Origin of the sequence: Kribbella sp. CA-245084 (assembly GCF_050942355.1) — a bacterium.
Classification (GTDB): Bacteria; Actinomycetota; Actinomycetes; order Propionibacteriales; family Kribbellaceae; genus Kribbella.
On the sequence record NZ_CP192053.1, the window covers coordinates 7,003,575 to 7,030,424 of the forward strand.

At 68.0% G+C, this 26,850-nt stretch carries 26 protein-coding genes; 5 read left to right on the forward strand and 21 right to left on the reverse strand.

What is annotated here, in order from left to right; all coding sequences use genetic code 11:
- Positions 1–13 precede the first annotated feature (13 nt).
- From ACQPYH_RS33150 to ACQPYH_RS33180, 7 genes are all read right to left on the reverse strand, one after another.
- Positions 14–2,224, reverse strand: coding sequence for a hypothetical protein (locus ACQPYH_RS33150; RefSeq protein ID WP_432879481.1), 2,211 nt, complete (start codon positions 2,222–2,224; stop codon positions 14–16).
- Positions 2,221–3,204 carry a glycosyltransferase family 2 protein gene (locus ACQPYH_RS33155; RefSeq protein ID WP_432879483.1) on the reverse strand — a complete coding sequence of 328 codons (984 nt, stop codon included), beginning with the start codon at positions 3,202–3,204 and terminating at the stop codon, positions 2,221–2,223. The genes ACQPYH_RS33150 and ACQPYH_RS33155 overlap by 4 nt, the downstream gene beginning before the upstream one ends.
- 46 nt (positions 3,205–3,250) lie before the next feature.
- Positions 3,251–4,792, reverse strand: a complete 1,542-nt coding sequence (locus tag ACQPYH_RS33160) for a gamma-glutamyltransferase (RefSeq protein ID WP_432879485.1) — start codon at positions 4,790–4,792, stop codon at positions 3,251–3,253.
- A gap of 4 nt (positions 4,793–4,796) precedes the next feature.
- Positions 4,797–7,370 (reverse strand): phenylalanine--tRNA ligase subunit beta, encoded by a 2,574-nt coding sequence (locus tag ACQPYH_RS33165; RefSeq protein ID WP_432879488.1) that lies wholly within the window; start codon positions 7,368–7,370, stop codon positions 4,797–4,799.
- Positions 7,370–8,479 (reverse strand): phenylalanine--tRNA ligase subunit alpha, encoded by a 1,110-nt coding sequence (gene pheS / locus ACQPYH_RS33170; RefSeq protein ID WP_130439391.1) that lies wholly within the window; start codon positions 8,477–8,479, stop codon positions 7,370–7,372. The genes ACQPYH_RS33165 and pheS overlap by 1 nt, the downstream gene beginning before the upstream one ends.
- A gap of 88 nt (positions 8,480–8,567) precedes the next feature.
- Positions 8,568–8,894 carry a hypothetical protein gene (locus ACQPYH_RS33175; protein ID WP_432879491.1) on the reverse strand — a complete coding sequence of 109 codons (327 nt, stop codon included), beginning with the start codon at positions 8,892–8,894 and terminating at the stop codon, positions 8,568–8,570.
- Positions 8,895–8,919: 25 nt separating this feature from the next.
- Entirely contained in the window at positions 8,920–10,425 is a 1,506-nt protein-coding gene (locus ACQPYH_RS33180; RefSeq protein ID WP_432879493.1) for an MFS transporter, read from the reverse strand.
- Positions 10,426–10,519: 94 nt separating this feature from the next.
- Between ACQPYH_RS33180 and ACQPYH_RS33185 the strand changes: the two genes are divergently transcribed.
- A complete protein-coding gene (locus ACQPYH_RS33185) occupies positions 10,520–11,227 on the forward strand; it encodes a TetR/AcrR family transcriptional regulator (protein WP_432879496.1) in 708 nt (235 codons plus the stop codon).
- Here ACQPYH_RS33185 and ACQPYH_RS33190 read toward each other — a convergent pair.
- The 8 genes from ACQPYH_RS33190 to infC form a co-directional block, all read right to left on the reverse strand.
- Positions 11,217–11,924, reverse strand: a complete 708-nt coding sequence (locus ACQPYH_RS33190) for a hypothetical protein (protein WP_432879498.1) — start codon at positions 11,922–11,924, stop codon at positions 11,217–11,219. The genes ACQPYH_RS33185 and ACQPYH_RS33190 overlap by 11 nt on opposite strands.
- Before the next feature lie 187 nt (positions 11,925–12,111).
- A complete protein-coding gene (locus ACQPYH_RS33195; RefSeq protein ID WP_432879500.1) occupies positions 12,112–14,046 on the reverse strand; it encodes a hypothetical protein in 1,935 nt (644 codons plus the stop codon).
- Positions 14,036–14,605, reverse strand: coding sequence for a hypothetical protein (locus ACQPYH_RS33200; RefSeq protein ID WP_432879502.1), 570 nt, complete (start codon positions 14,603–14,605; stop codon positions 14,036–14,038). Before ACQPYH_RS33200 ends, ACQPYH_RS33195 begins: the two co-directional genes overlap by 11 nt.
- A 77-nt stretch (positions 14,606–14,682) precedes the next feature.
- Complete coding sequence (locus ACQPYH_RS33205) at positions 14,683–15,579, reverse strand: CehA/McbA family metallohydrolase (RefSeq protein WP_432879505.1); 897 nt, start codon at positions 15,577–15,579, stop codon at positions 14,683–14,685.
- Positions 15,576–16,376, reverse strand: coding sequence for a TrmH family RNA methyltransferase (locus ACQPYH_RS33210; RefSeq protein WP_432879507.1), 801 nt, complete (start codon positions 16,374–16,376; stop codon positions 15,576–15,578). The genes ACQPYH_RS33205 and ACQPYH_RS33210 overlap by 4 nt, the downstream gene beginning before the upstream one ends.
- Positions 16,377–16,395: 19 nt before the next feature.
- Positions 16,396–16,788: a 50S ribosomal protein L20 gene (gene rplT / locus ACQPYH_RS33215; protein ID WP_130439407.1), complete on the reverse strand. Its 393-nt coding sequence runs from the start codon at positions 16,786–16,788 to the stop codon at positions 16,396–16,398.
- Between the two features lie 79 nt (positions 16,789–16,867).
- Positions 16,868–17,062, reverse strand: a complete 195-nt coding sequence (gene rpmI, locus ACQPYH_RS33220) for a 50S ribosomal protein L35 (protein ID WP_130439409.1) — start codon at positions 17,060–17,062, stop codon at positions 16,868–16,870.
- Positions 17,063–17,144: 82 nt separating this feature from the next.
- On the reverse strand, positions 17,145–17,789 hold the full coding sequence (gene infC / locus ACQPYH_RS33225) for a translation initiation factor IF-3 (protein WP_432879511.1): 645 nt from the start codon (positions 17,787–17,789) through the stop codon (positions 17,145–17,147).
- 369 nt (positions 17,790–18,158) lie between these two features.
- On the opposite strand from infC, the gene ACQPYH_RS33230 reads away from it, so the two are divergent.
- Entirely contained in the window at positions 18,159–18,566 is a 408-nt protein-coding gene (locus ACQPYH_RS33230) for a DUF1844 domain-containing protein (protein WP_432879514.1), read from the forward strand.
- Here ACQPYH_RS33230 and ACQPYH_RS33235 read toward each other — a convergent pair.
- Positions 18,553–19,635: an FAD-dependent oxidoreductase gene (locus tag ACQPYH_RS33235; RefSeq protein ID WP_432879517.1), complete on the reverse strand. Its 1,083-nt coding sequence runs from the start codon at positions 19,633–19,635 to the stop codon at positions 18,553–18,555. The genes ACQPYH_RS33230 and ACQPYH_RS33235 overlap by 14 nt on opposite strands.
- Positions 19,632–20,309: a TetR/AcrR family transcriptional regulator gene (locus ACQPYH_RS33240; RefSeq protein ID WP_432879519.1), complete on the reverse strand. Its 678-nt coding sequence runs from the start codon at positions 20,307–20,309 to the stop codon at positions 19,632–19,634. Before ACQPYH_RS33240 ends, ACQPYH_RS33235 begins: the two co-directional genes overlap by 4 nt.
- 147 nt (positions 20,310–20,456) lie before the next feature.
- Between ACQPYH_RS33240 and ACQPYH_RS33245 the strand changes: the two genes are divergently transcribed.
- The 3 genes from ACQPYH_RS33245 to ACQPYH_RS33255 all read left to right on the forward strand — a co-directional run bounded on the left by ACQPYH_RS33245 (position 20,457) and on the right by ACQPYH_RS33255 (position 22,256).
- Positions 20,457–21,320: a phosphotransferase family protein gene (locus tag ACQPYH_RS33245; protein ID WP_432879521.1), complete on the forward strand. Its 864-nt coding sequence runs from the start codon at positions 20,457–20,459 to the stop codon at positions 21,318–21,320.
- A 107-nt stretch (positions 21,321–21,427) separates the two neighbouring features.
- The gene (locus ACQPYH_RS33250; protein ID WP_432879522.1) at positions 21,428–21,775 is read left to right on the forward strand and encodes a hypothetical protein; all 348 of its coding nucleotides are present in this window, start codon (positions 21,428–21,430) and stop codon (positions 21,773–21,775) included.
- A 118-nt stretch (positions 21,776–21,893) separates the two neighbouring features.
- On the forward strand, positions 21,894–22,256 hold the full coding sequence (locus ACQPYH_RS33255) for a hypothetical protein (RefSeq protein ID WP_432879524.1): 363 nt from the start codon (positions 21,894–21,896) through the stop codon (positions 22,254–22,256).
- Positions 22,257–22,319: 63 nt separating this feature from the next.
- On the opposite strand, the gene ACQPYH_RS33260 is transcribed toward ACQPYH_RS33255, so the two are convergent.
- The 4 genes from ACQPYH_RS33260 to ACQPYH_RS33275 form a co-directional block, all read right to left on the reverse strand.
- Positions 22,320–23,393 (reverse strand): galactose-binding domain-containing protein, encoded by a 1,074-nt coding sequence (locus ACQPYH_RS33260; protein ID WP_432879526.1) that lies wholly within the window; start codon positions 23,391–23,393, stop codon positions 22,320–22,322.
- Between the two features lie 142 nt (positions 23,394–23,535).
- Positions 23,536–24,450 carry a carbohydrate ABC transporter permease gene (locus ACQPYH_RS33265; protein ID WP_432879528.1) on the reverse strand — a complete coding sequence of 305 codons (915 nt, stop codon included), beginning with the start codon at positions 24,448–24,450 and terminating at the stop codon, positions 23,536–23,538.
- On the reverse strand, positions 24,447–25,325 hold the full coding sequence (locus tag ACQPYH_RS33270; RefSeq protein ID WP_432879531.1) for a carbohydrate ABC transporter permease: 879 nt from the start codon (positions 25,323–25,325) through the stop codon (positions 24,447–24,449). The genes ACQPYH_RS33265 and ACQPYH_RS33270 overlap by 4 nt, the downstream gene beginning before the upstream one ends.
- Positions 25,325–26,617 (reverse strand): ABC transporter substrate-binding protein, encoded by a 1,293-nt coding sequence (locus tag ACQPYH_RS33275; RefSeq protein WP_432879533.1) that lies wholly within the window; start codon positions 26,615–26,617, stop codon positions 25,325–25,327. Before ACQPYH_RS33275 ends, ACQPYH_RS33270 begins: the two co-directional genes overlap by 1 nt.
- Positions 26,618–26,850: the final 233 nt, after the last annotated feature.

The following is a 26,850-nucleotide window of genomic DNA, read 5'->3' on the forward strand; positions in this document are numbered from 1 at the left end:
TGTTACGGGAGGTTCACTCTCCGAGTTCGTAGATCAGGACCTTGCCGATGCTGTGTCGGCGTACGGCGAGCTGGTCGAGTGCGGGCGAGACCGGGCCGTTGCGCGTGTCGGCGTACAGCCAGCGGACGTCGTACTCGCTGCGCAACTGTCGGAGTACTTCGGTGGTCGGTGCGGTGAGGGCCTGGTTGGTGAGGGCGACGCGGTCAGGCCAGGGCGACGGCTGCTCGGTGTAGCGGCGGCCGCCGTTGCCTTGTTTGGCCATCGCCTGGTTCGTGTACGCCCAGCCTTCGATCAGCGTGCGTCGACCGGCGATCCCGCTCACGAGATACCCGCGCGCATCGCAGCCCGGCGCCGTCGTACCGGCCGGACGGCACCAGGTGTTGGTCGCGACGACATCGGTCGGCGCCGAGTTCTCGCCGAGCCAGAGCGCTGCCTCGGCCTCATCCGGATAGACCCACCAGCGCGCGGCCCGATAGGTCGGCGCCTTCTCGGTGTCACCGCGTACGGCGCTCTGCAGGAACGAGCTGATCGGTGCCGTCGACAACAGCACGAGTACGACGAACATGCCGCCGCCCGCTTGCCGGAAGAACAACCGCCACGCCACGAGCAGTACGAGCGTGATGCCGAGTACGACGAGCAACATCCGCGTGCTCAGCCACAGCTGCCGACCGGTCGACGCGGCCGGCACACCACGGGCCCAGACCAGCATTCCGGCGTACACGATCGAGAGCGCAAAGGCGGCGATCGCTATCGGGATCGGGCGACGAGCCGCGCGTGCGCTGGTCGCTGCGAACCACCCGGCGCCGGCCAGGCTGAACGGCGCGGCGGTGTAGACGAAGTACGACTCGCTGACCGATGGATGGTCGATCAGCAGATAGCCGGCCCAGCCCGCGATCATCGCGCCGAGCAGGAACCACGCGACCGGATCCTTGCGACCGACGACACCGAAGCCGGCCCAGGACATCGCCTGCAGGGTCAGCAATAGGCCGAGCAACAGGCTGAGTGTGCCGATCACATGCCCGTGCGCGAGCGCCGGCAGGATCAGACCGCCGTCGCCGGGTTGTGTTTTGTCGCCGGTGGCCGCTGTGTAGACGGGCAGCGACTTCAGCACGGCAAGGAACTGCAGCCGCGATCCACTGGTGCTTCCGGCCACGGTGAGGAAGGTCAGTGCACCTGCCACGAGCAGTACTGCCGCCGTACCGATGAGGCGCCACGGCAGTCGTCTAGTGGTGACAAGCAAGTAGAGCGCGGCAAGACCGACCGCGGCGACTAGTAAGGGCAGCACAGTGGGCTTGGACCCGCCGCCGACAACAGCGACCGGCACGATGAGCAGCCAGAGCCATCTAGTGCCGCCCTTGAACAGCAGCTCGATCAGGAAGATCGCTACCGCGACAACGGCGACCATGCCGAACGTCTGCGACGGACTGAGCAGGCTGACCGGCGGCGCGAGGTTCACGCTCGTGTCGACGAGCAGGAACAGTTGCGGCGCGGCCAGTGCGAGAGCTGCGAGTACGCCGGTCCACCAGGTGCGGCTGACGATGCGGGCGAGTGTCGCGCAGACCAGCAGTGAGATGACCAGCCACGGCAGGACCCACAGTCGGAACAGCACGACCATCGGAGTCAGTCGGGTGGTGTCGACTGCGGCGGCCATGTCGGCGTTCGCGAACCAGTGGTACTCGAGCCGCTCCCCCACCACCTGCGGGATCTCGGGCGGCACCGTCCGGGTCAGCTCGTTCACCATCGACAGGTGGTAGAGGAGGTCCGGGTAGTACGCCTCGCCGTGCGGCGGCATCGGGTGGTACGCCATCACGCCGAAGGTGGCCGCGCCCATCATCACCGCCGCCGAGACGGCCAGTCCCCAGGTCCACGCTGTGGGCAACGGCTTCGGGTCGGCGATGCGCCAGTAGCTGCGGCCGAAGATCGCGAAGCCGAGCAAGACGAGCGCCGGCCAGACGATCAGCCACTGTTGCCAGCCGAGCGCGGTGAAGATCGCCCAGCCGATCAGCTGCCAGGTCGCGCCGACGACCGAGCCGAGTCCGAGATCCTCGGCCCAGTTACCGGTACTGCGCCAGGCCGCGCGGAGCAGGAGCGTGCCGGGAAGCGCGATCGCCAACGCGAAGTACGCGGCGTACTTGATGAGCGGACCCGGTCCGACATCGCCCAGCGAAACGAACCCGCCGGCTGCCACCAGGATCGGCAGCAGCCACGGAAGCGACCTCTTCATCTGTCAGACGGGGCCTTGTGGTGCAGGGGCTCCTGGTGTCCGTGGTCGCCGAGACTGTCGTAGCCGACGAGGAACTGCGGTCTGCGCTGACTCGACTGGAACAGGCGCGCGACATACTCGCCGAGCAGCCCGAGGCACAGCAACTGGATCGCGCCGATCACGCTGACCGCGAGCACGGTCGACGTCCAGCCGGGAATGCTCCGGCCGGTCAGCTTGATCACCAATGCACCGACGACGAACAGGCCGGACATCGCGCCACCGAGCAGCCCCAGCCAAGTCGCCAGCCGCAGCGGTGCTGCCGAGAACGCGGTCACGCTGTCGAACGCGAGCCGCAGCATCTTCGAGAAGCTGTACTTCGTCGTGCCGGCGGCTCGCTCTGCCCGGACATATCGCACCTCGGCGCTCGGGAAGCCGAGCCACGGGATCACCAGGCGGAAGACCCGTCCGTCGTCCGGCAGCGCGTTCACCGCATCGACCACGCGCCGCGTCACCAACCGGAAGTCGGCCGCGTCGAACGGGATGTCCTTGCCGACCAGGCGACACATCAGGCGGTAGTACAGCCGGGCGCTGGTCCGCTTGGCCCACGAGTCGCTCGAGCGGTCGGAGCGTACGCCGTACACGACGTCGACGTCCTGCTCGTTGACCGCTTGGAGGAACTCCGCGATGACCTCCGGCGGATCCTGGAGGTCGGCGTCGATCGTGACGACGTACTGACCACGGGCGCGACGGAAGCCGGCCGACTGCGCGGCCTGGTGACCGCTGTTGCGGAGCAGCCGGACCACCCGGAGCTGCGGCCAGTCCTCGGCGGCCGCGAGCAGCAACGCCGCGGTCTTGTCCCGGCTGCCGTCGTCGACGACGAGCAGCTCGTAGGTGATGCCCAGGCCGTCGAGCAGCGGGTGCATCCGCTCGAAGAAGATCGGCAGCACCTCCTCCTCGTCGTACATCGGTACGACGACGGAGAGCTCGGGATGGTCCCGCATCGGGTCACCTTTCGGGTCTGAGGTGGCTGACCTTAACAGCGTGCGGTCAGGGGGAAATCGCGACCGCGCCGGTTCGGCGGGGGTCGCCGACAGCCAGCAGGCCGTCGGTCGGGTCCCAGAACGCGGCCGCGACGCCGCCGAAGTACATCGAATGAGGCGGCATCGGGCGGGTCGGGAGGGCGGTCGAGCCGGAGACCGGGAGGTCGTCCTCGTAGTCGACGACGACGTCTTCGCGGACACGGACATGCAGGCGCGGGTGCTCGACGGCTTCGCGCAGCGACAGACCGCCGTGGGTGTACAGGGCGTAGACCTGAGCGAGCGCGGTCGGGATCCGGTCGGAGCCGGGTGAGCTGATCGCGAGGACGGCGCCGTCGCTCTCTCGGCGGGCGACGCTCGGCGCCATGTTCGAGGTGAGGCGGGTGCCCGGCGCGAGGCTGTGCGGGCCGCCGTGCAGGAGCTCCTGCTCACCGAGCGCGTTGTTGAGCCAGATGCCGGTGCCCGGGGTGAGCACGCCGGATCCGTAGCCGGACGAGACGGTGATCGCGCAGGCGTCACCCTCGTCATCGACGACCGAGACCGTTGCCGTGCTGGGCGAGGTCAGCGCGCGCAGGTCGCCGGCCGCGGCCAGGTCGAGCAGCCTTTGGCCTTCGAGCCGCCGTACATCTTCTTCGTCGAGCTCCGCGAGCCGGCGACCGAGCACCGCGTGCTGCACGTCGACCAGTCGCTCCAGCTCGGACTGATTCCAACTGCCGTCGGCCGGTACGCCGTCGAGCAGCGCGAGCATCGCGGCGGCCGCGACTCCCCCTACGGCGGGCGGCGGGTTGGTCGCGAGGCGCCATCCGTTCTGCTTGACGACGAGAGCCGGACGTACGACGGCCTCGTACGCAGCGAGGTCTTCGGCGGTGAGGATGCCGTCGTTCGCGGCCATGTCGTGGATCAGGAGTTGCGCGAGCCGACCCGTGTACATCGTCTCGGCGCCCTCGCGGGCGATCAGCTCGAGGGCTTCGGCGAGCTCGGGGATCACGACCGTGCTGCCGGCCTTGAGCACGTCGCCGTCCTCGTCGTGGACGACGCCGTGGCTGGGCTGGTGCCAGCCGAAAATGATCTCGTGGGTGAAGCCCAGGTAGTACGCCGACGTGCGGCTCAGCGGGAAGCCGTTGCGGGCGACATCGATCGCGGGCTGGACGACCTCGCGCCACGCCGCCTTACCGGCCCGGCGGTGGGCCAGGTCGAGGGCCTTCATCCCGCCGGGCGTGGCGACGGAGCCGTGGCCGACGGTGGTCGTCGTACCGCCGCCGTAATCGGTGGTGATGTCCCAGACGCCTTGGCCGAACCGCTCGCTCGACAGGCCGCGGCCGGGCATCTCGACCCAGCCGTCGATGGTGATCGCCTCACCACCCGCGACCTGCAACGTGACGAACCCGCCCGAGGCCGGCGACACCACGCCGATCTCGTTCACCATCGTGACCAGGGTGGCCGCGATGGCGGCATCTACTGCGTTGCCGCCCTCGGCAGCCACCCGCACCCCAGCCTCGGCCGCGGCGGCGTTCGGCGCCGCTACCGCCACCCTGGGGTGATGGCCACTCATGACGTCAGCCGACCCGTTGGACGGCGTTGAAGCGATCGACGGTCACTTGGACGGCGGCCTGCCGCGCGTCGGCGACCTCGTTCTCCTTCAGCGTCCGGTCCGGCGCCCGGAAGCGCAGCGCGAACGCGAGCGACTTCTTGCCTTCGCCGATCTGCTCGCCGGTGTACACGTCGAACAGCCGCACCGACTCCAACAACTCACCCGCGCCCTCGGCCAGCGCAGCCTCCACGTCCGCCGCCGCCACGTCCGCCGCGACGATCAACGCCACGTCCTCCTTGGCCACCGGGTACGACGAGAAGGGGTGCGCCGTGATCGACTCGGGGCCGGCCGCGATCAACGCTTCGAGATCGAGCTCGACGGCACTCGACCGGGTCGGCAGACCGAATGCCTGGCAGACCTTCGGGTGCAGCTCGCCCGCGTAGCCCACGACCTTGCCGCCGATGGCGAACTGAGCGCAGCGGCCGGGGTGCCACGGCGCGAGCTCGACGTTCGTCACGACCGGCTCGACGCCGACCGCCGACGAGATCAGCCGTGCGATCTGCACCGCGTCGGCCCAGCCGGCCGGACGGCCCTTGCCCCACCAACCGGTCGGGGTCAGCGAGCCGGTCAGCACGACGCCCACGTGGAGCGGCTGGTCCGGGAGGGCGTCGTACAGCGACTGGATCTCGGCGTCGCTCGGGCGGTGCGCGACCGACGGGAGCGGCGCGGGCTTCGTCTCCGCCTTCGGGAGGAAGACGAGGCCGGTCTGGAAGATCGCGAGGTCCGTGGCCCCGCGGCCGACGTTGCGCTCGGCGGTGCGGAGGAGCGTCGCGAGCAGCGTGGTCTGCATCGACGGCTCTTCGTCGGAGATCGGGTTGACCAGCTTCACCGTCGTACGGCGCGGATCGTCGGCGGGCAGACCCATCGCGTCGAAGTCGGCCTCACCGGTGAACGGGTACGACACCACTTCCGTCAGCCCCGCACCAACCAGCGCGGTCGCCACCTTCCGCCGCCGCTTCTGCGAAACAGTCAACCCCTGCCCACCCGGCGCCGCCGGCAACACCGACGGCACATTGTCAAACCCAAACAACCGAATAACCTCTTCAGCAAAGTCGTTAGGGTCCCGCAAATCCGGCCGCCAAGACGGCGGGGTAACCGTCAGCAGGTCATCACCTTGTACGTTGGTCGCACCAACAGTTGTGGTGCCAACCGCGGCTAACACTGGAGCATGTACGCCGGCAGCCAGCGGAGCTGCAGTTGCACCCGCCACAGCAGCCTCGACCGTGCAGCCCACCGACTCCAGATGACGAACGGTTTCCTCGAGCGTGATCGGCGCACCGGCTACACGGGCTGCGTGGTCGGCTCGGAGGGTTACGGGGGCGGGGAGGGGGTGGGTGTCTACGACGGTTTCTTCGGGGAGGATCGCGCCGCCGGCGTACTCGGCGAGGAGGTCGGCTACGCGCTGGGCGGCGTACCTCGGGAGCAGCGGGTCCACCTCGCGCTCGAACCGGCGCGATGCCTCCGACGACAGCTTGTGCCGGCGGGACGCGCGCGCGATCACGATCGGGTCGAAGTGCGCGGCCTCGATCACCACGTCTGCGGTCGCGTCCGAGATCTCCGTGGACGCACCACCCATCACCCCGGCGACGCCGATCGCGCCGGAGTCGTCGGTGATCAGCAGGTCCTCGACGTCCAGCTCACGGGTCTGGTCGTCGAGCGTCATCAGCTTCTCGCCGGCGTTCGCCCGCCGTACGACGATCTCGCCGGACAGGCGCGCCTTGTCGTAGGTGTGGATCGGCTGACCGAGCTCGAGCATCACGTAGTTCGCGACGTCGACCCCGATCGAGATCGGCCGCATCCCGGACGCGAGCAGCCGCTTCTGCATCCACCGCGGCGACAACGCCTTCGCGTCGATCCCGGTCACCGTCCGCGTGACGAACACGCTGCACGCCTCGGCATCGTCGACCCGCACCGGGTACCCACCCGCACCGGACCCGTCCAGCGCCAGCTCCGCCGGATCCTTCAGCGCAACGCCGTACGCCGTCGCGGCCTCGCGCGCGACGCCGCGGATCGACAGGCAGTACCCGCGATCCGGCGTCACGGCGATATCGAGCACGTCGTCCTTCAGCGCGAGCAGCTCGATCGCGTCATCACCCGGCGTGCCCTCGCCCGGCTCCAGCACGACTATGCCGTGCGTACCGTCGTCGCCCAGGCCGAGCTCCTGGCTCGAGCAGATCATCCCGTTGGAGACATGCCCGTACGTCTTCCGGGCCGAGATCGCGAACCCGCCGGGCAGCACCGCACCCGGCAGCACGACGACCACGAGATCGCCGACCGCGAAGTTGTTCGCGCCGCAGACGACCCACTGCGCCTCGTCCTTGCCGATGTCGAGCGAGCACCAGCGGATCGTCTTGCCGTTCTTCTGCGGCTCGTCCTCGAACGTCAGCACCTTGCCGACCACGAGCGGGCCGCTCAGGTCGGACTCCTCGACGGTCTCGACCTCGAGGCCGGCCCGGATCAGCTTCTCCCCGACGTCGCGGCCGGTCACCCCGGCCGGGACCTCGACGTACTCACGAAGCCATGACAGTGGGACCCGCATCAGATCTCCATCCCGAACTGGCGGCTGAACCGCACGTCACCCTCGACCATGTCCCGCATGTCCTCGACGCCGTTGCGGAACATCAGCGTCCGCTCGAGGCCCATGCCGAAGGCGAAACCGGAGTACCGATCGGTGTCGATGCCGTTGGCCTGCAGGACCCGCGGGTTTACCACGCCGCAGCCGCCCCACTCGATCCAGCCCTCGCTGCCGCAGGTGCGGCACGGGCGGTCCGGGTTGCCGACGGACGCGCCGCGGCAGACGAAGCACTTCAGGTCGACCTCGGCCGACGGCTCGGTGAACGGGAAGAAGTTCGGCCGGAGGCGCGCCTCGAGGCCCTCGCCGAACATCGAGACGACGAAGTGGTCGAGCGTGCCCTTGAGGTGCGCGAGCGTGATGCCTTCGTCCACGACCAGGCCCTCGACCTGGTAGAAGACCGGCGTGTGGGTCGCGTCGAGCTCGTCGGTGCGGAACACGCGGCCCGGGCAGATCACGTAGATCGGGGGCTTGCGGCTCAGCATCGAGCGCGCCTGGACCGGCGAGGTGTGGGTGCGCAGGACCTTGCCCGAGCCGGCCGGCTCGACGAAGAACGTGTCCTGCATCTGCCGCGCCGGGTGGTCGGGCTGGAAGTTCAGCGCGTCGAAGTTGAGCCACTCGGCCTCGACCTCGGGCCCCTCGGCGACGTCCCAGCCGAGCGCGGTGAAGACATCCGCGACCTGCTCGGAGATCAGCGAGAGCGGGTGCCGGGCGCCGAGCTCGGGCGTGTGCCACGGCAGCGTCACGTCGACACGCTCGGTGGCGAGCATCTGCTCCTCGTGCTCGGCCTCGAGAACGGTCAGCCGGGACGCGAAGCCCTCGTTGATCGCCTTCCGGGCCGCGCCGATCCGCTGACCGGCCTCCTTGCGGGCCTGCGGCGGCAGCGCGCCGATCTCCCGATTGGCCAGCACGATCGGCGACTTGTCACCGAGGTGGGTGGACTTGGCCTCCTGCAGGGCGGCCAGATCGGCCGCCTCGGTAAACGCCGTCAGCGCCTCGTCGCGGGTCCGCTCCACCTCTTCGGCATGCAGCGGCGTCACTTCGACCGGGTCGTAATCAGTGTTGGGACCGGACATGGCTCGCTCTCAATTCGGAACTTCTGCGAATTGCAGTCTAGAAACCCGAACCCCAAGAGCGTGAATCGGCTGTCCACAACCCTGTGGATCAGCCCATTTTGTATCTGCCCCGGACGATGGCGCCGAGGACCGCCAGCGCGGCCAGCAGGGCGCCGACGCCGACCGGGAGCAGGAAGATCGGGTACGCCGAAGGTCCGGCGGCACGGTCTTCGAGGATGAGGCAGGCCGCCGCGGTCACGACGTACCCGAGGGCCAGCATCGTGGACACGACGCCGGCGGCCTGCGCCCATTTGAGGGTGAACCGGTGCGATCTGCGCCAGCCGATCGCGAACGTCACGAGCGCCACCGGGATCAGCACGAGCGTGCAGGAGAGCATCAGATTCACGATTCCCTGCGCGTCACTCCCCTGCAGCATGCGCACATCGTGTCAGTGCCCAGTGTCAGCGGACTGCGTCGTCGACCGATGCCGGAGTGGAGTCCTGGGCCTTGGCCTCGGCGCGCGGGAGGAGCAGCAGCGCGACCACGGCGCCCGCGATCGCGCCGCCCGCGCCGACGGTCATCGAGATCGACATCGCGTCGATGAAAGCGTGCTTGGCGGAGGCGAAGAAGTCCGGGCCTAGCGCGAGGGTGTCTGCGATCGACTTCCGGGCCGCTTCGGGCACGGAGTCCGGCAGCGCCGAGGAGTACGCCGCGGCGAGCACGCTGCCCAGTACGGCAACCGAGAGCGCTGCACCGGTCTGCTGCACGGTGTCGTTCATCGCCGAACCGACACCGCGGTGCTCCGCCGGAACGGCCTGCATCAACAGCGTGTACGCCGCGGGTCCGGCCAGGCCACCGCCGATGCCCATCACCAGCAGGCCGATGATCAACAGCCCGTACCCGCTCGAGTCGGACACCTGCGTCAGGATCCCGAAGCTGCCCGCGATGATCAGCAGCCCGAGGCTGATCAGCGTCCGGTCCTCGACCTTCTTGCCCAGCGCGGCTCCGAGTCCGTTGAACGCTGCCGCCGCAACGGCGTACGGAATCAGCGCCAGCCCGGCCTTCAACGGGCTGTATCCGAGGACGAACTGCAGGTACTGCGTCAACGCCAGCAGCAGCCCGCCCGCGGTGAACGACAACAGCACGATCGAGAAACTCGTACCGCTGAACCGGCGATCGCGGAACAGTGCGAGCGGGACCATCGGGTGCTCACTGCGCTTCTCCCACAGCGCGAACGCGGTCAACGCGACCACTCCGACCGCGAGACCGCCGAGGACCCGCGCGGAGCCCCAGCCGTCCGCCGGGATCGACACGATGGCCCAGACGATCGACGCCATCCCGACGATCGTCAGCACTGCGCCGACCGGGTCGACGTCGCGCGCCGGGCCCTTCGACTCCGGGATCAGCGCCAGTGTCCCGATGATCGCGAGCGCGGCGATCGGGACGTTCAGCAGGAAGATCGAGCCCCACCAGAAGTGGTTCAGCAACACGCCGCCGACGGTCGGGCCGGCGACGACGCCGAGCATCGCGACCATCGACCAGCCGGCCATCGCCTTGCGCTGCTCCTCCGGTGGGAACACGGTGAACAGCAGCGACAGCGTGCTCGGCATCAGCAGCGATCCGCCGACGCCCATCAGGAAGCGGCAGGCGATCAGTTGCCACGGATTGTCGGCCATGGTCGCCAGCAACGAGGCTGCGCCGAAGACCACCAGGCCGAGCAGCAGCATCTTCCGCCGGCCGAACCGGTCGGACAGGCTTCCGGCGGTCAGCAGGAGCCCGGCGAACGCCAGGATGTACGCGTCGATCACCCACTGGATGTCCGCGGGCGTCGCGCCCAGGTCGCGCATCAGCGACGGGATCGCCAGGTTGAGGACGGTGTTGTCGACGACCAGGACCATCAGGCTCAGGCACAGGATCAGCAGGATCCACCAGCGACGCGGGTGACCGGTCGCTGCGGCAGTCCCCATTGACTCAGATTCGGACGACTCGAACGGTGTACTAGTCACTCGCACACTGTACGACAAACTCGTACGATGTGCGAGTGCTTTGTAGGATGGGCGCATGAGGGAAACGATCTGGACCCGGCAACGGTCGGCCGCACCGGCGCGCGAGACGCTCAGCCGCGAGCAGATCGTGAAGACCGCGATGGAGGTGCTCGACTCTGAGGGGGTCGGCGGGCTGAGCATGCGCAAGCTCGCGGCCAGGCTCGACGCCGGCGCGACCAGCCTCTACTGGCACGTGCCGACCAAGGACGATCTGATCGACCTGCTGATCGACCAGATCTGGGCGGAGATCGACGTACCCGAGCCGGAGCTGGCCGGGTGGCGGAGCGGGGCGCTGCTGTTCGGGCACAGCCTGCGATCCGCCGTACTGCGGCATCCGTGGCTACCCGAGGTGATGTACACGCGGCCGAGCATCGGGCCGAACGCGATGGGCCTCGGCGAGCGCGGTCTGGTGCTGTTCGGAGCGGCCGGGTTCGGCACACCGCACGAGGTCGATCTGGCCATGGGCAGCGTGATGTCGTACGTGCTCGGCACGGTCAGCGCCGAGGTCGCGACCCGCGAGATGGTCCGGAAGTCCGGCCGCTCCGAGGAGGCCTGGGTGAGCGAGATGCTCGAGCAGGCGCAGTCCGTCTCCACCGACTACCCGCAGATGCAGCAGTCGGTACGTCGCCGTACCTCGGTGGACCTGGACGCCGAGCTCACGGAGAACTTCGTCTTCGGCCTCGACGCCCTCCTCGACGGCCTACAGGCGCGGGTCAAGAAGTAAGGCCGAACCACGGCTCCTTGGCGAGCTCCTCGTCCAGCACCTTCCGGTCGCCGTCGTTCGCGACGAGCTTCGTCAGTTCTCTCGCTTTCTCCAACTCTGCGCGTGCGGCAGCTGTTTGACCGGTCGCTGCGAGCGCCCGAGCCAGGGCCTCGCGGGCGAACGGCTCGTCCCAGTCGCTCATCTGCTCGCGATGCGTCTCGATGAGTTCCAGGCAGCGCCGCGCGTGCTGCAGTCCGACCTCGGTGCGTCCGATCCGGAGCGCGACGCGCGCGATCAGGTGCTCGCTGCGGGCGTGATTGGCCTCGTTGCCCGCCTCCAACCAGTGCAAGCAGGCGGCGTAAGCGCCGTACAGCAACCGCTCCTGGTCTCCCACCGGGCTCGTCTCGTCGATCTCTTCGAGCAGGTCCCAGGTCTCGTTGTTGAGCTCGACACCGAAGTACCGGTGCAGCTCGCGGCCTTCCACCAGCTCGGTCGCGACCTTCTCCATCAGCTCCGGCCAGCTGGCCAGGCCGTACTCCCGCGCGATCGTCAACTGCGCATCCCGCAGTGTGAAGGTCGCTTCGTCGTACGCCGGGTGGTGCTCGCGGGCCCGCTCGATCGCATCGGGCCTGCCTTTGGCGACAGCCTTGCGGAGTTCCTTCGCCCGGGCGCGCAGCTGGCTCAGACTCGCCTTGGCGGGCAGCGGTGTAGTCGACATCAACGGTCCTTCCAGAACAGCCCGCTCCGCTGAATCAGGCCGTCCCGAAGGGTTCACCGGCCGACACAAGTACTACTCCCACCATCCAGGTGCACTCGGTGCTTGCCGCGAAGAGGAGGCGCCCTGGCACGCGCTACCCCAACGCTGACACGCCAACCCTCAGGCCGTCAATCAGAGCGGCAGGACGTCACCGGCGGCCGTCGCGGTCTTTCGACCGGTGGATCCCGGCAGACGCACGCCGCAGATGGTCCGGCTGCGCTGCCGCGGGCGGGCGCTGCAGCCGCGGAGCATTCGGACCGGCGAACTTCTGACCGCGGTGGATGATCCAATCGGAGTCCTTGAAATGCTCCGACAACCTTCGACCGATGGCCGCCTCGTCGAACGGCCCGGTGGATTCGAACACCCCAAGCGACAACGGCCGGCCAAGCCTGTCCTCCCAGCGCGCCGCCCACTCGGCGAGATTCGGCAGCGCGCCGCGGACAGCGTGTTTGTCGAGGTAGCCGTGACCGCCCATGAAATCCCCCGGATATCGGTCACCCTGCTGGTCGCGCCAGTACGCGCGGGCCGCCCGAACCGCGGTCGTGCTGTTGATATCGAGGTCGTAGTCACTCGGCTCCCGCTCCAGACCGAGCCGGTACATCGCGTCGTACGGACGACGCAGCGGGCGGTTCTCGTCACCGTCGAACCACTCCCGGATCCGCTCCAGCGCTTCGGGTCTGCCCGACAACTCGGCCTCGGTGGGCAGGGTCTTGTGCAGGCCGGAGAAGAACCCGGCGGCCGAGCCTTTCAGCCTGACGTCAGCCTGGGTGCCTGCAACCCGGTCCTGTTCGAGCGCATCCCCCAGCTCACCTGCGAACTGCTTGTAGAGCCTAGGTGTCAGCCCGATCGGGGACTGACCTGTGAGCATCCACCGCAGGTGTTGCGGATCGATCCGCAAGAACTCCAGGTCCCGCTGAGCGATGCTGTAGCCGGAGTCGTCCCGGGGCCACCAGGACGGCACGTCCTCGGCGCCGTCGAGGATCCGTCCGATCCGCACATCCAGAGCGCCGGGCGCGCTCACCCGCGCCGCGACGGTTTGCGGCTGCCATCCCGGGCCGGGCGCCGGCTCGGCGTTCTCGGTGGCTGATGCCGGACCGTCAGGTCCGCGAGCAGGCGTCGCCGACTGCGCCCGCTCGCGGCGCGGCCGACCCGGAACGACGGCGTCGATCACGGCACGCTGGTCGCCAGGCAGCGTCACCCATTCCTTCTGGTCCAGAAACCCCATCCCGGTGATCGGCAGCGAGACGATGTCCTGCGCCGAGTGCCGCGCAACGAGGACGACACCGTGCTCGCCCCGCTTCGTCAGCCAGTCGACGACCACCTGGCGATCGGCCGACCAGCTCGACAGCGGCCGCTGCGGAGCCTCGACCACAGCCCCGACGCTTCGTCCGGCCCACGACGGCTGCTCCTTTCCCCCGGCCCAACTGAGCGCCCGGTACGACAGCAGCTCGGTGATCCCACGGCCCCGGAGAACCTCCTGGGTCATCGCGTGTTGCGTCCGGAGGAAGTCGGTCAGCGCGTTCCTGTTGTACTTGAGCTCGAGAGTCGTCGCTCGCTGCGTCCTCCGGTCCACCTTCCAGCCCAGCACGCCCCGCAGGCCGAACTCCTCACGGGTGATCTCCTGCAGCGCCAGAACCCGCGCATTGTTGTTCGATCCGTAGGACCAGGCGCTCATCAGCTCGCTGGTCGCGATCATGCGAACCCGGCGCTCGGCCTCGTCGGTGTCCATCCGCACAGCACGTTCCGCGGACGACTGGTACTTGTCGGAACGCAGCTCGTCGCCGTGCAGTACGTCGGCACCCATCGACGGGTAACGCTCGTCGTGCGCGACCAGCACGTAGCTGCCGTCGCCGAGCCGACCGGCCATGTCGTTGCCGACGACCAGGCCCATCGCGGCCAGGACCAGCTCTGGTGTCGACGAGCGCATTCGCCGGGCAAGCGCTTCGATCGCGATGGTCTTCGCCTGCGGAGTGCTGCCGATCCGGCCGTCGTGGGTGAGCAGGGCCTCGCCGAGGCGCTGGTACCTCTGGCGCTCGTGCGTCTCGGACCGTTCTGCTCCTGATGGCGATGCATCAGTTGCCATCGAGGAACTCCTTTGCCTGCTGGTGCAGGGAAGCCGGAGCCAGGTCCCAGGCGGGGGTCAGCATGAGGTCGCGGAGCTTGACCTGCTTGACCTTGCGGGGGGCATCGCGGAGGAGACCGAGGTGAGGCCAGAGCAGGTCCAGCTCGTCGGGGAAGGCCCAGTGGGCGCGGAACGCGGACTCCGGGGTGTAGGTCGGCTCCGAGTAGGCCAACAGCACCTCATCTGCCGTCGCGGCCGGCTGGATCTCGACCAGTTCGAGGTTGAGATGGTCGATCGCCGCGCGGAAGGCGGCGCGCCACCCCTCGACGGACACTGCGGACGGATTCTCGGCCGTCGTCCGGAACAGCGTGAACACCCAAGCGTCATCATCCAGACCGGCAAGGTCGAGGATGAGCTCGACACCGTGCTCATCGGTCAGTGTCCGGTGCGCGAGGCTGTCTTCGGCGGCTGGTCCTTCGGTCCGCGGCCCGTCGGTCAGGCCGAACGTCTCCCGGACCCAGGTCAGCTGGTCATCGGTCAGCTCGCCGATGGAGAGCGCGCGGAGCACGGGCCACAGCATGCTGGAGTCCTTTCGTCAGCGGTACGTGATGAAAGGCTCGCACACCGAAGGCATCAGCGGACTGAGTTATCCACAGGCTATGAGCACGGCAGGTGGATGGGGTTGGTCCAGGCTCGGCGGCCGGTTGCGTCTTCGATGGTGATGCGGCAGTGGCGGCCTCGGAACAAGCTCCAGGGGAGGCTGCACTCGGTGAGGTTGGTGCCTTGGGCAAGTTCTGCGCCGGGGTGGCCGCCGGTGAGGAGGATCTTGGTGGCGGGTGAGCAGCGGACGGCGATCACCTCGCCCTCGATGCGGACGTCGTACAGCTCGGGGCCGGTGCTGGAGTAGAAATGGCCGGCCTTCAGGGCGGTGAGGAGTGCGTCCGGGTCGAGGGTTTCGGCGCGGACGTGGACCCAGGCCTGGCAGGGCGGCGGGTCCTGGGGTTGTAGGTGGGCGTCGTCGGCGGCGTACGTCGTCAGGCGGTGGCCGCGGTTCAGCAGGACGTCGGCGAGGTGCCAACTGTCGCCGCGGTTCTCGCGGTCGGACAGTGCGTTGTAGACCTCGACCGAGTGGGCAGCATCGAGGCTTTCCGCGTCGATCGCGGTCAGCAGTGAGGCCGACGGGTGGGCCATGCCCACGAATGCTCCGGCGGTCCGTGCTCGGCGTGCAAGCTCAGGACCGGTTTCGGAGTTGGAAGGAGCGGCGAAGTCCAAGGGTAGGCCGGCGGCGATGATGTGCCATTGCTGGCCGGCTTCGGTCCGCGGGGCGTGGAGTTCGGCACCGATCAGCGTGGTGAAGCCGTCTGTTCGCAGGTCGCGGGTGTCCGTCACCGGGTACCCGTACTCGGGCCGGAAGTGGTCGGTGATCGCGACGAAGTCGTACCCGGCGCCCCGGTAGACCTGCGCGGTCTCGGCCGGTGACAGGTAACCGTCGGAAAGGTTCGTGTGCGTATGCAGGTTCCCGCGCCAGAACCGCCCCGGCAGATCGAACGTCATCGCCGCTGCGCCCGTGCCGACGCGTACAGGCAGATGGCGGCGGCCGTCGCGAGGTTGAGCGACTCGGCTCGGCCGTAGATGGGGACCTTCACCGAGTGGTCGACGACGGCGTTGATGCCGTCGGGCAGACCGTGCGCCTCGTTGCCGAACAGCCACACGGTCGGCTTGGCGAGCGTCCCGTCGTCGATGCACGTGTCGAGGTCGGTCGCGCCGTACCCGTCGGCGGCGAGCACCTGCAGACCCTGGCCACGCCACGACTCGACGGCCTCGACGATGTCGACGTCCGTACTGATCGGCACGTGGAAGATGCTGCCGACACTGGCCCGGACCGCCTTCGGGTTATGCGGGTCGACGGACTCGGTCGTCAGTACGACGGCATCCGCGCCGGCCGCGTCCGCCGTACGAATCAAGGTCCCGACATTGCCGGGATCGCGGACCTGTACGCCGGCCGCGATCAGCGTGCCGGCCGGCGCGAACGGCACGGTCACCAGCGAGCAGACGGCGACGACGCCTTGCGAGGTGACGGTCTCGCTCAACGCCTCGACGGCAGCACGATTGACCTCGAACCACGGGACGCCGGCCGCCGCGGCCAGGTCGTGGAGGTCACGATGACGGGTCGCGACCTCGGGTTCGGCGTACACCTCGACGACGAGCTCGCGGTGCTCGAGTGCTTCCCGGACGGCCTGCGGGCCCTCGACCAGGAACCGGCCGGCCTTACGCCGGAACGCACGAGTGGCGAGCCGCCGAGCCTGCTTGATACGCGCTGATTGCGCGGTCAGCAGACCGGGACTCGCCACTGTGGTGTAAGGGTGTTGCTCAGGCCGCGGCGTCGGTCTTCGGCGCGTTCACGTCCGCCGGCAGGGCGGCCTTGGCCACCTGCACGAGCGCGGAGAACGCCGCCGGGTCGTTGACAGCCAGGTCGGCCAGGATCTTGCGGTCGACCTCGACCTCGGCGAGCCGCAGGCCCTGGATGAAGCGGTTGTAGGTCAGGTCCTCGGCCCGGACAGCGGCGTTGATCCGCTGGATCCACAGCTTGCGGAAGTCGCCCTTGCGCGCCTTGCGGTCACGGTAGGCGTAGACGAGCGAGTGGGTGACCTGCTCCTTGGCCTTGCGGTACAGCCGCGAGCGCTGGCCGCGGTAGCCACTGGCCTGCTCAAGTACGGTACGACGCTTCTTGTGGGCGTTGACTGCCCGCTTCACGCGTGCCATGAGGTGTTACTCCTTGTATTTCTGCGCCGGAGAGAGGTTGGCCCACTCGGCGGGATGTTCGGGGGGTTGAGGGTGATGCTCAGATGCCGAGAAGCTTCTTGGCCTTCTTCGCGAACGCGGGTGCAACCTCGACGGTGCCGCTCAGGCGCCGCTTGCGCTTGGACGTCTTCGCCTCGGCGAGGTGGCGGACACCGGTCTGCTCGCGGCGAACCTTGCCCGTCCCGGTGATCCGGACGCGCTTCTTCATCCCCGAGTGGGTCTTCATCTTCGGCATGGCTGTTGTGCTCCTGATTATCTTCGTTGACTCGAACTTCGGTGTGACCGGCTCCGGCCGCCTCGGCCGCCGGAGCGTTGCGTCACTCCGGGTCGAGGTTGTCGGCCGGACCCTTCGGCTTCTTCGTGACGCCGGCGGCGCGTTCGGCCTCGTGGGCCTGAGCCTGCTCGGCGCGCTCCACGCGCTCAGCCTGCTCGTCGGCCTCGCGCTCGGCCTTGCGTTGCGCCTTCTCGGCTTCCACGTCCACGCGCGCTTCGGACTTCTTCTTGTGCGGCCCGAGCACCATGATCATGTTCCGGCCGTCCTGGCGCGGCGAGGACTCGACGAAGCCGAGCTCGGTCACGTCTTCGGCCAGCCGCTGCAGCAACCGGAACCCGAGCTCGGGCCGGGACTGCTCACGTCCGCGGAACATGATGGTGATCTTGACCTTGTCCCCGGCCTTCAGGAACCGGACCACGTGACCCTTCTTGGTCTCGTAGTCGTGCGGGTCGATCTTCGGCCGCAGCTTCATCTCTTTGATGACGGTGTTGGTCTGGTTCCGGCGTGACTCGCGCGCCTTCTGCGCGGTCTCGTACTTGTACTTGCCGAAATCCATCAACTTGCAGACCGGAGGCCGGGCGGTTGCCGCGACCTCGACCAGGTCGAGATCGGCCTCCTGGGCCAGCCGCAGTGCGTCTTCGATCCGGACGATGCCAACCTGCTCACCGTTCGGTCCGACCAGTCGCACTTCGGGAACGCGGATGCGCTCGTTGACGCGCAAATCAGTGGTGATGGGTCCTCCTGGGTTGAACTAGTACTTGTGCCACCTCGTCATCGCCGGGAGCCACCCAGAAAACACGAAAGGCCCTCGTGCGATCACACGAAGGCCCAATTCCCAGATCGACGACGCCCCAACCCCTCCGGGTGGTACGCCGTACGACCGCTGTGATGCTCCGGATATCCTCCAGAATTTCTCAGCGTTGACCGGGACCCGCCGACTGTTCATCGACTGGGTGGGAGGTGGCCCTCCGCTTAGACCAGAACCGCCGGCGGCCCTTGAATATTCCACTCAGGGGTCACCAACAGACCGGGTCGGTCGCCGTGTAAGAGTAACAGCATGACCGACGCAGATGCCACTCCACGTTCCGGTGCCGCACAGCCCGGCGCCGAACAGCCCGACCCGCTGTCGACCGCTTCCCGCGACATCGCCGAGGTCCCCGCCGTCGAGATCATCTCGACCGCCGCACTCCACCTGATGAGCGCCGCGGCCGTCAACCTCGGCCTGGCCGCCGATCTCCCGGACCACAAGGACCTCGACGAGGCCCGCTCGCTGATCGATTCGCTCGCCGGCCTCCTCGACGCGGCCGCGCCCGCCCTCGGCCACCACCACGCCGCGCCGCTGAAGGACGGTCTCCGCTCGCTCCAACTCGCCTTCCGCGAGGCCAGCAGCATCCAGGACGAGGCCGGACAAGGCCCCGGCGAGAAGTACACCGGCGCCGTCTTCCCGGCCGCTACTCAGCGCTGAAGCCGGCGAAGAACGCGACGAGGCCGTCGGGAGCGTCCGGGGCGAAGCAGACATCCATGTTCTGAGCGGATTCCCTTGCGGCTTCCTCGGCGCGAGGGAAGAGGGCTGATTCGTACGTGGCGAGGGCTGCCTCAGTGTCCTCGCGGTCGGCGATGAGGGCGGCGGCAAGCTCGGCGGCGTCCTGCATGGCCAGATTCGCGCCCTCGCCGGCGAACGGGGACATCAGGTGGGCGGCGTCGCCGAGGAGCGTGACACCGGGGACCCGCTTCCACTGATGACCGATCGGCAGCGCGTGGATCGCGCGCGGGAACGGCTCGACATCGGAGTCGCGGATCAGGCGGAGAAAGCGATCGTCCCAGCCGTCGAACTCGGCCATCAGGTCGTCCCTCGTGATCCCGGACCACGGAGCATCGGTCTGCACAGCGACGTACACATGCAGCCGATCCGGCTCGCGGTGACCGAGGAAGCCGCGGCCGTCCCCCAGGGCGAAGAGCGAGCCCCCTCCCATCAGCTCGGCGCTCTCCGGGTGCCGTACGTCGGGATCGACCAGATCCAGCTCCGCGAAGGACAGACCGGAGTACGTCGGGGTCGCATCCGACACGAGCTGCCTGACCTTCGACCACGCGCCGTCCGCGCCGATCAGTACGTCGGCGGTGAAGCTCGTGCCGTCAGCGAGCCGCACCTCGCGGCCATCGGACACCTCGACGACCTTCGAGCCCCAGCGGATCATGCCCTCCGGCAGGCTGCCGAGCAGGAGTTCGCGCAGGTCGCGGCGATGCACCTCGGGCCGGCCGCTGCCCTCGTATTCGTGGGCAAGCCGCAGTACGGCGTGCCGGTCGTACACCTTCATCGCCTCGCCGCCCGGCATCACGAGGCCCAGGAAGTCGTCGTACAGACCGGCTGCTTTGAGCGCTGCCTGGCCCGACTCCTCGTGGATGTCGAGCATGCCGCCCTGGGTACGGGCGGTCGGTGAGGCTTCAGCTTCGTAGACAACAGCGTCGATGCCGTTGACGTGCAGGATGCGGGCCAGGGTCAAACCGCCCAGGCCGGCGCCGATGATCGCAATCATGCCCGTTCTCCTTCTGTGCGTGGAGTGGCCAGCACTCCGTTGATCAGTACGCGGACGCCCCACGAGGTCCGGTCCGGCCCCGCTCCACTCAGCAGGTCCTCCCCCAGGGCCGCGATCCGCGGATGCGTGTCCGCCTTGACCGCCCGCAACGCGGCGGCCACTGCGTCCCACGCTTCCGGGTCATCGCCGCCCGCGTGCTCGGCGGCGGTCGAGGTGGCCAACTGCAGCAAGAGGTCGAGCCCCCACGACGCCTGCCGCGGCGGCACGCCTCCTTCGTCGAGCAGGGCGAGCACCGACTCCACCAGACGCAGGTAGTTCGCCCCTGTCGGCCGTGCGGTCACGGCAGATTGCGCGAGGCTCGGGTACTCGAACAGGACCAGCGTGTACGACGCCAGCACCGCCTCGAGCCGGTCTCTCCAATCGCCGTCCGCGTCGACCGGCGACAGGTCCACCGCGCCGAGCAGTTCGTCGAGCACGGCGGCGTGCAGCTGAGCAGTGTTGCGGAAGTAGACGTACAGCGACGCCGGCCCGGTATCAAGCTCCTTCGCCAGCCGCCGCATCGTGACGCGATCCAGCCCCTCGGCCCCCATCACCTCAACCGCAGCCGCCACAATCCCCCGCCGCGTCAGCGCACCCTTGGCCGGCCGCTCCCGCCTACTCCTCGGTTCATCCATGCTCATAGCCTAACGAACATGTTCGTTACGAACAAGTTCGCCCAGTGGGTCGACACAAGGAATGGGGACCTGACACAGGCAATGACCTGTGTCAGGTCCCCAAAAAGGTGTGTCGGGGTCAGCGCGAGCCGGGTACGGTCGGCATCCGTGTCTGCTGACGAGATCCCCGCGCCGGTCGCCAAGCTCGACGCCGAGCAGATGCTGCGCGAGGTGAACGAGCGGTCCGGGGCCGGCCTGACGTTCGTGGGGCGGGCGGCCGAGGGGCAGGTCGGCGCCGGGTTTGTGCGGTGGCCTGATGGGCGGGAGGGCGTTCTCACCCGCGGGTTCGGCTCGCTCGACGACCTGCGGCGTACGGCGCGAGTGCTCGACGCGGCGCGATTGGACGGGCTGCCGGTGCCGCAGTACCAGCTGTTGACCGAGGTGACTGACGGGGTCGGTGTCGTCCAGGAGCGCCTGCCGGGGCGGCCGCCCGAGGTGATCGACCGCCCGCTGCTCGAAGCGATGATCGCGCTGACGGACCGCTTCACGGGACTGGCCGCCGACCTGCCGGTCCCGTCGATGTACCTGCTCGAGAGCGGCCCGGGGTTCTGCCTGCACGAGTCCCTCCAGCGGTACGACGATCGCACGCGGCGGCTGCTCGACTGGGTCCACGAGGTCGGCCGCGACGAGCCGAGCGACATGACCGGCGACGACCTCGTCCACCTCGACTTCCACACCGGCAACGTGCTGGTCGACGAACACGGCGAACTCACCGGCGTCGTCGACTGGGACGGCATCGGCCGCGGCGACCGCCGCTTCGGCCTTGTCACGTTGCGGTTCGACGCAGAGTCGCGGCTGCCTGCCACGAAGCTCGACTGGTTCGACGACCTGCTCGACGACACGCTCGATCCCGCAGTACTGCGGTTGTACTGGGCCCACATGAGCCTCCGCCTGGTCGACTGGTCCATCCGCCACCACACCCCCGCCGACACGACCCGCTGGCTGAGCTTCGCCGAGACCCGAATGCACTGATTCGGGTCGCTTCGACGTCCTTCGAAGCGGCTCCTCCACCGCCCTTGTGCGGGCTACTTTCGGGCCCGAAAGCCTTCCACCGAAGGCTCTGACTCGAGGGGAACAGCATGCGGAAGATCGTGACAACTGCCGCCGGGATCGTCGCCGGTGTGCTCGGTATCGGCGTGGCACTGGCGCCCGGCGCCGAAGCGGTAACACCGTGTCCGAGGGGTGCGGTCTGCATCCGTGAGACCAACGGGCACATCCTTGCCAAGAACATCTTCTGGAGCTTTGCTCCGCACAACCTCTACGTCGCCGGCACCCACGTGCTGGTCAACAACCAGACGCACAACGCCGGGTTCAAGCTCTGTCAGGGACGAAACGGAACTGGACAGTGCGGCCCGGTCTCCCGGGTGGTCGGTGCGTACCAGCCGCACGACTTCACGGGCGTCGGGTCGATCGTCCTGGTGAAGTAATTCAACCCATTTCGGCTGGGGCCGAAATGGGCGCGAACCTCCCCCGGGCCACCTAATCACGGACTAGCTTCGATGGTGAGGCCGCTGATCGGCGGCCACCACTCGGAGGGGATGACATATGCGCAAGATCGCGATGACTGCCGCCGGAATCGCTGCTGCTGTGATCGGTACGGGCGTGGCGCTCGCGCCGACCGCGAACGCGGCGACCACCGGCACGGCAACGGCCTGCCCGTCAGGCGCCGTCTGCCTGCAGGAGCCGAACGGCAGCATCCTGAGCAAGAACATCTGGTACAGCTACGGCGCGCACAACCTGTCGAACGTGATCGGAAGCAAGGTCGCGATCAACAGCCAGACCGGCGGCGCGGGATTCCAGATCTGCACCGGCTACAACGGCACCGGATGCGGTCCGATCTACCGCGACACCGGCGCGTACCTCCCGCACGACTTCACGCCGATCAACTCGATCGTGCTCGTGCGCTAGTCGACCGAAAGACCCGAGCGGCCCGGCGAACACGCCGGGCCGCTCGGTGCTGGTCGGTGCTGCTCAGGCGAAGGCTTTGAGCTCGTAGATGCGGGCTGCCGGATCCGTGCCCTGGGTAGGCGTGGTGATGCTGAGCCGGAGGTAGCGGACCGTCACCCCGGACAGGGGATGGGTGGTGACGGCAGCGGTGTTGGCGGTGACGGTCGCCCGGGTCGTCCAGGTCGAGCCGTTGGTGGAGGTCTGCAGGGTGTAGGCGCGGGTGTTGTACGCCGCGGACTCGCCGCCGGCCGACGCGTGCGAGATCTCCACCGAACCGACCGAGACAGCCGAACCCAGATCCACCTGGAGGAACTTCGAGGAAGCGAGCGAGCAGAACTTGTCGGAGTTCCCGCCCGACACGCTGCCGTTCACAGCCTTGGCCGGCGTCTCGCTGCTGTTGCAGGACGCGGATCCGCTGGCAGCCTTGTTCAGCGCGAGGTTGACCGGCCCGGTGCTGCCGGCCATCGCCGAGGTCATCTCACGAGCCCATTGCCACGGCGCCGCCGTACCGCCCGGGTCGGAGTTGAAGTACTCCCAGCCGTCCACGCCGCCGAAGGTCGGGTACTTCGCGACCAGCGCGCCCACCGTGCTCTTCAACGTTGCCAGCGGCACATATCCGGAGCAGTTGGCCGAGTTCGTGACCACACCGGCGACGACCTTGGACGCCGCGAACACGCCGCGGTTGATGATGGCGTCGTACCCGGTGGTGTTCGCCATCGAGCCCCAGCCGCAGTAGAACTGCGCGTTGTAGAAGTCGATCTTCGGGCCCTTGTCCCGCTCGAGCGTCTCGTAGTTGAGCCCGGACAGGTTGCCGCCGCCGCTCAGCGCGGGCGCGACCGGCGCCAGCGTGATGACGAAGCCGGTGCCGAAGTCCGTGGTCAACTGGTCGATCAGCCGGTTGATCCCGGCCTGCGACATATTCTCCTCGACGTCCAGGTCGAGACCGTCGAGCCCGTACGTCGTGACGAGGTTCTTCAGCCGCGGATAGTACGTGTCGAACTGGGTGTCGAGCCGCTGGAACGATCCCTGCGCCGCACCACCCACGAACGCCGACACCTTGACCCCGGCGGCCTGCATCGCGTGCAGGTCGGCCCACATCTGGGTGAACTTCGCCGACTCCGGCGGATCGTCGTTCAGGTGTACGGCGTTCTCGTCGAGGTGATTGCCTTACGCAACATTGCGACACACTCCTTCGAACCAAGTACTGCATGGGCGGTTACAGCTGGATCGAAGCAACGGTTCAGCCCTTGACGGCGCCCTCCTCGACACCCTTGAAGAAGAACCGCTGCAGCGTCGCGAACACGATCACGATCGGGATGAACGCGATCATCGTGCCGGCGGCGATCAGGCGGGGGTTGTTGCTGAAGGTCCCGGACAGGTACTGCAGGCCGACGGTCAGCGTGTACTTGTTCGGGTCGGTGAGCACGATCAGCGGCCAGAGGAAGTCGTCCCACGCGCCGATGAACGCGAAGATCGCGATCACGCTGATTGTCCCGCGCACCGACGGCAGTCCGACGTACACGAATCGTTGCCAGGCGTTCGCGCCGTCGACGATCGCGGCCTGGTCCACCTCCAACGGCAGCGCGCGGAACGCGTTGTACATCAGCAGGACGTTGAGCGCGCCGATCATGCCGGGCAGCGCGACGCCGAACAGGGTGTTCGCCAATCCGAACTCCCGCACCGTCACGTACTGCGAGATGATCGTGACCTCACCCGGCAGCACCAGCGTCGCCAGGAACAGCCCGAGCACGATCTTGCGGCCCCGGAACTGCAGCCGCGAGATCGCGAACCCGGCCAGCGACGCGCCGATCACGTTGCCGCCGACAACCAGTACGGCGACCACCAGCGAGTTCCGCGCGTAGTCCCAGACCGGGATCGTGTCGGTGACCTCTTTGTAGTGGTCGAACGTCGGCTGGGCCGGCAGCAGCCGCGGGATCCGGGTGTAGATGTCCTCCCCGGATCCCTTCAGCGAGGTCGACAACTGCCACAGGAACGGCCCGATCGTGATCAGCAGCACGAACGCCAGCAGCAGGTAACGCACGACCTTCTCGCGCGGCGACACCGTGTTGAAGCCGAAAGAACCGCGCCGACGCGCAGGCGGCTTACCAGGCGCCTCGACGACGGCCGGCCGGGCTGGGTCGGTCACAGTGGTCATGCTTCGGCTCCTCGACGGTTCAGGCGAGCCAGGACGAGCATCGGTACGACGGTGACGAAGAACAGCACGATCGACAACGCCGACGCGTACCCGAGGTTGCCCTCGAAACCCTGGCTGTACTGCTGGATCAGCATCACGACCGAGTTGTCGCGCCCACCCGGACCGCCCTTGCCGCCGCTGAGGATGAACAGCTCGGAGAACACCCGCAGCGCCGACACCGAGATCAGGATCGAGATCAGGATCATCGTCCCGCGGACGCCGGGGATCGTGATGTGCACGAACCGCCGGAATGGCCCGGCGCCGTCGACCGCGGCCGCCTCGTGCAGCTCACGCCCGACGTTCCCGAGGGCGGCCAGGTAGATGATCATGTAGTACCCGAGGCCCTTCCAGATCGTCAGACTGATTGCACTCAGCAACAACAGCCACTGGTCGGACAGGAACGGCAACGGCCCGGAGATGAACCCGAGCTTCTCGGCCATCCCGTTGACCAGCCCGCGGTCGTCGAGGATCCACTGCCAGATCAGCGCCACCACGACCGCGGACGCGACCACCGGCGTGTAGAACGCGGTACGGAAGAACGTGATCCCGGGCAGCTTCTTCTCGACCAGTACGGCGAGCAGCAGCGGTAGCACCGTGAGGAACGGCAGGCAGACCACCATGTAGATGACGCTGTTGAGCAGGGCCCACCGCAACTGGTCGTCGTGCAGCAGGGTCTCGAAGTTCTTCAGCCCGACGAAGTGGCCGCCGCCGATCGGCCTGGCGTTCGTGAACGACAGGATGACGGTGTTGATCGACGGCCACAGGTTGAAGACGAGCAACCACGTGAGTGCTGGGATCACCAGCACCCACGGGGTGAACCAACGGTGATACCGCATTACTGGGTGAGGAGCTGGTTGGCCTTCGCCACCGCCGCGTCGAGGGCCGCCTGGGACGTGATCTTGCCGGAGATCGCCAGCGAGATCTGCTGCCCGATGAAGTCGTTGGTCGCGCCGCTGATCACCGGCGGCTGCAGGTTCTTCGCCTTGGCCAGCGACTGGAACGCGAGCACCTTCGCGTCGCTCTCCGGCGTGCCGTCGGACTTCGAGAAGTACGGGTCCTGGGCGGAGGCCTTGGTGGACGGGAAGATGTTGACGATCTTCGCGAACGCGGCTTGGTTCTCGGCGTTGGTGACGAACCGCGCGAGCGCGATCGCCGCGGCCTGGTTCTTGGTCTTGGCCGATACCGACAGGCCCTGCACGTACAGGGGCGGGGTGTCGAGCGCGGGCGACGGGACGACCTTGCCCTTCAGCGACGGGTTGTCCTTCTGGAAGTCCTGGATCGCGTTGCCGCCGCCGGTGGTCCAGGCGACCTTGCCCTGGGTGAAGAGCTTGGAGTTGCCCAGGTACTCGTTGGTCAGGATGTCGCGCGGCATGTAGCCGGCCTTGTACGCATCGCGGTACTTGTCCAGCAGCGCGGCGGCCTCAGGGGTGTTGAAGGTGAACGTCTTGCCGTCGTCAGACAGGATCTTGACGCCGGCGTTGGTGAAGTCGCCGATGCCCGGCAGGCGGCTCATCAGGTATTCCTTGCCGCCGGTCTTGTCGTGCATCGTCTTCGCGGCCGCGAGCAGCTCGTCGAAGGTCTTCGGCGGGTTCTTCACGTCCAGGCCGGCCGCGGCGAACTTCGTCGCGTTCCAGTAGTCGATGTCGGTGTTCAGGTACCACGGGTAGCCGAAGGTGCCGTTCATCCCCTGGTATTGGTAGGCCTGTACCCCGCCCTCGACGTACTCGTCGGCGAGTTTGGAGTCGGCCGCACCGACGTCGAGCAGCATGTTCTGCTTGGCCAGGCTGAGCGCGAAGTCCGGCGGCAGGTTGGTGACATCGGGCAGCTGGCCGGCCGACGCCTGGCTCAGCACCTTCTTGTCGTAGCCGTCGCCGGGCTGGTCGAGCCAGGTCACGTGCGTGCCCGGGTACTTCGCTTCGAAGGCCTTGATCACGCCTTCGACGTACGACGTGAACTTCGGCTTGAGCGCCCACGTCTGGAAGCTGACCTCACCGGTCACCTGGGCGTTCGCGTCGACGGTCGGCTTGGCGCCACCGCTGCCGGAGTCCTCGGATCCGAGGCCGCAACCTGCCAGAGTGAGAGCGGAGGCGGCAAGGGCGGCCACCAGCGCCAGACGGCGTCTACGCATGAAATCTCCTGGGTTTGATAAACCGGTATAGCTCCTGCACTATCGGGGATCGTAGAATCCGCTGTCAAGGGACAGAGGGTGTCTCGGGATTTTGCGCCGTAGCGAGCAGGTGCTCGGCGGAGTGCAGCGCAAGGCGGAGGGCGAGGCTCGGAGTGGGGTTCTCCGTGCCTCGTCCTCTAACGCGGCGCTGCGCTTCGCCGAGCGCCGCGCAGTAGGCGCAAAATCTTGAGAGA

Coding starts and splice junctions, on each gene's coding strand:
- ACQPYH_RS33200 (WP_432879502.1), bottom strand. CDS start 14,605: ATGCTGTGGCCCGTGCTCCGCGCGCTCTCCATCGGCGAGCTGACCGAT.
- ACQPYH_RS33205 (WP_432879505.1), bottom strand. CDS start 15,579: ATGACGTTCGATCTGCCGGGGCGGTTCTGGCGCGGGAACCTGCATACG.
- rplT (WP_130439407.1), bottom strand. CDS start 16,788: ATGGCACGCGTGAAGCGGGCAGTCAACGCCCACAAGAAGCGTCGTACC.
- ACQPYH_RS33275 (WP_432879533.1), bottom strand. CDS start 26,617: ATGCGTAGACGCCGTCTGGCGCTGGTGGCCGCCCTTGCCGCCTCCGCT.
- ACQPYH_RS33240 (WP_432879519.1), bottom strand. CDS start 20,309: ATGGATGAACCGAGGAGTAGGCGGGAGCGGCCGGCCAAGGGTGCGCTG.
- ACQPYH_RS33270 (WP_432879531.1), bottom strand. CDS start 25,325: ATGCGGTATCACCGTTGGTTCACCCCGTGGGTGCTGGTGATCCCAGCA.
- ACQPYH_RS33185 (WP_432879496.1), top strand. CDS start 10,520: ATGAGGGAAACGATCTGGACCCGGCAACGGTCGGCCGCACCGGCGCGC.
- ACQPYH_RS33250 (WP_432879522.1), top strand. CDS start 21,428: ATGCGGAAGATCGTGACAACTGCCGCCGGGATCGTCGCCGGTGTGCTC.
- ACQPYH_RS33260 (WP_432879526.1), bottom strand. CDS start 23,393: ATGTGGGCCGACCTGCACGCGATGCAGGCCGCCGGGGTCAAGGTGTCG.
- ACQPYH_RS33265 (WP_432879528.1), bottom strand. CDS start 24,450: ATGACCACTGTGACCGACCCAGCCCGGCCGGCCGTCGTCGAGGCGCCT.
- ACQPYH_RS33180 (WP_432879493.1), bottom strand. CDS start 10,425: ATGGGGACTGCCGCAGCGACCGGTCACCCGCGTCGCTGGTGGATCCTG.
- pheS (WP_130439391.1), bottom strand. CDS start 8,479: ATGTCCGGTCCCAACACTGATTACGACCCGGTCGAAGTGACGCCGCTG.
- ACQPYH_RS33190 (WP_432879498.1), bottom strand. CDS start 11,924: ATGTCGACTACACCGCTGCCCGCCAAGGCGAGTCTGAGCCAGCTGCGC.
- ACQPYH_RS33155 (WP_432879483.1), bottom strand. CDS start 3,204: ATGCGGGACCATCCCGAGCTCTCCGTCGTCGTACCGATGTACGACGAG.
- ACQPYH_RS33255 (WP_432879524.1), top strand. CDS start 21,894: ATGCGCAAGATCGCGATGACTGCCGCCGGAATCGCTGCTGCTGTGATC.
- ACQPYH_RS33175 (WP_432879491.1), bottom strand. CDS start 8,894: ATGCTGCAGGGGAGTGACGCGCAGGGAATCGTGAATCTGATGCTCTCC.
- ACQPYH_RS33165 (WP_432879488.1), bottom strand. CDS start 7,370: ATGCGGGTCCCACTGTCATGGCTTCGTGAGTACGTCGAGGTCCCGGCC.
- ACQPYH_RS33160 (WP_432879485.1), bottom strand. CDS start 4,792: ATGAGTGGCCATCACCCCAGGGTGGCGGTAGCGGCGCCGAACGCCGCC.
- ACQPYH_RS33235 (WP_432879517.1), bottom strand. CDS start 19,635: ATGATTGCGATCATCGGCGCCGGCCTGGGCGGTTTGACCCTGGCCCGC.
- ACQPYH_RS33230 (WP_432879514.1), top strand. CDS start 18,159: ATGACCGACGCAGATGCCACTCCACGTTCCGGTGCCGCACAGCCCGGC.
- ACQPYH_RS33195 (WP_432879500.1), bottom strand. CDS start 14,046: ATGGCAACTGATGCATCGCCATCAGGAGCAGAACGGTCCGAGACGCAC.
- ACQPYH_RS33150 (WP_432879481.1), bottom strand. CDS start 2,224: ATGAAGAGGTCGCTTCCGTGGCTGCTGCCGATCCTGGTGGCAGCCGGC.
- rpmI (WP_130439409.1), bottom strand. CDS start 17,062: ATGCCGAAGATGAAGACCCACTCGGGGATGAAGAAGCGCGTCCGGATC.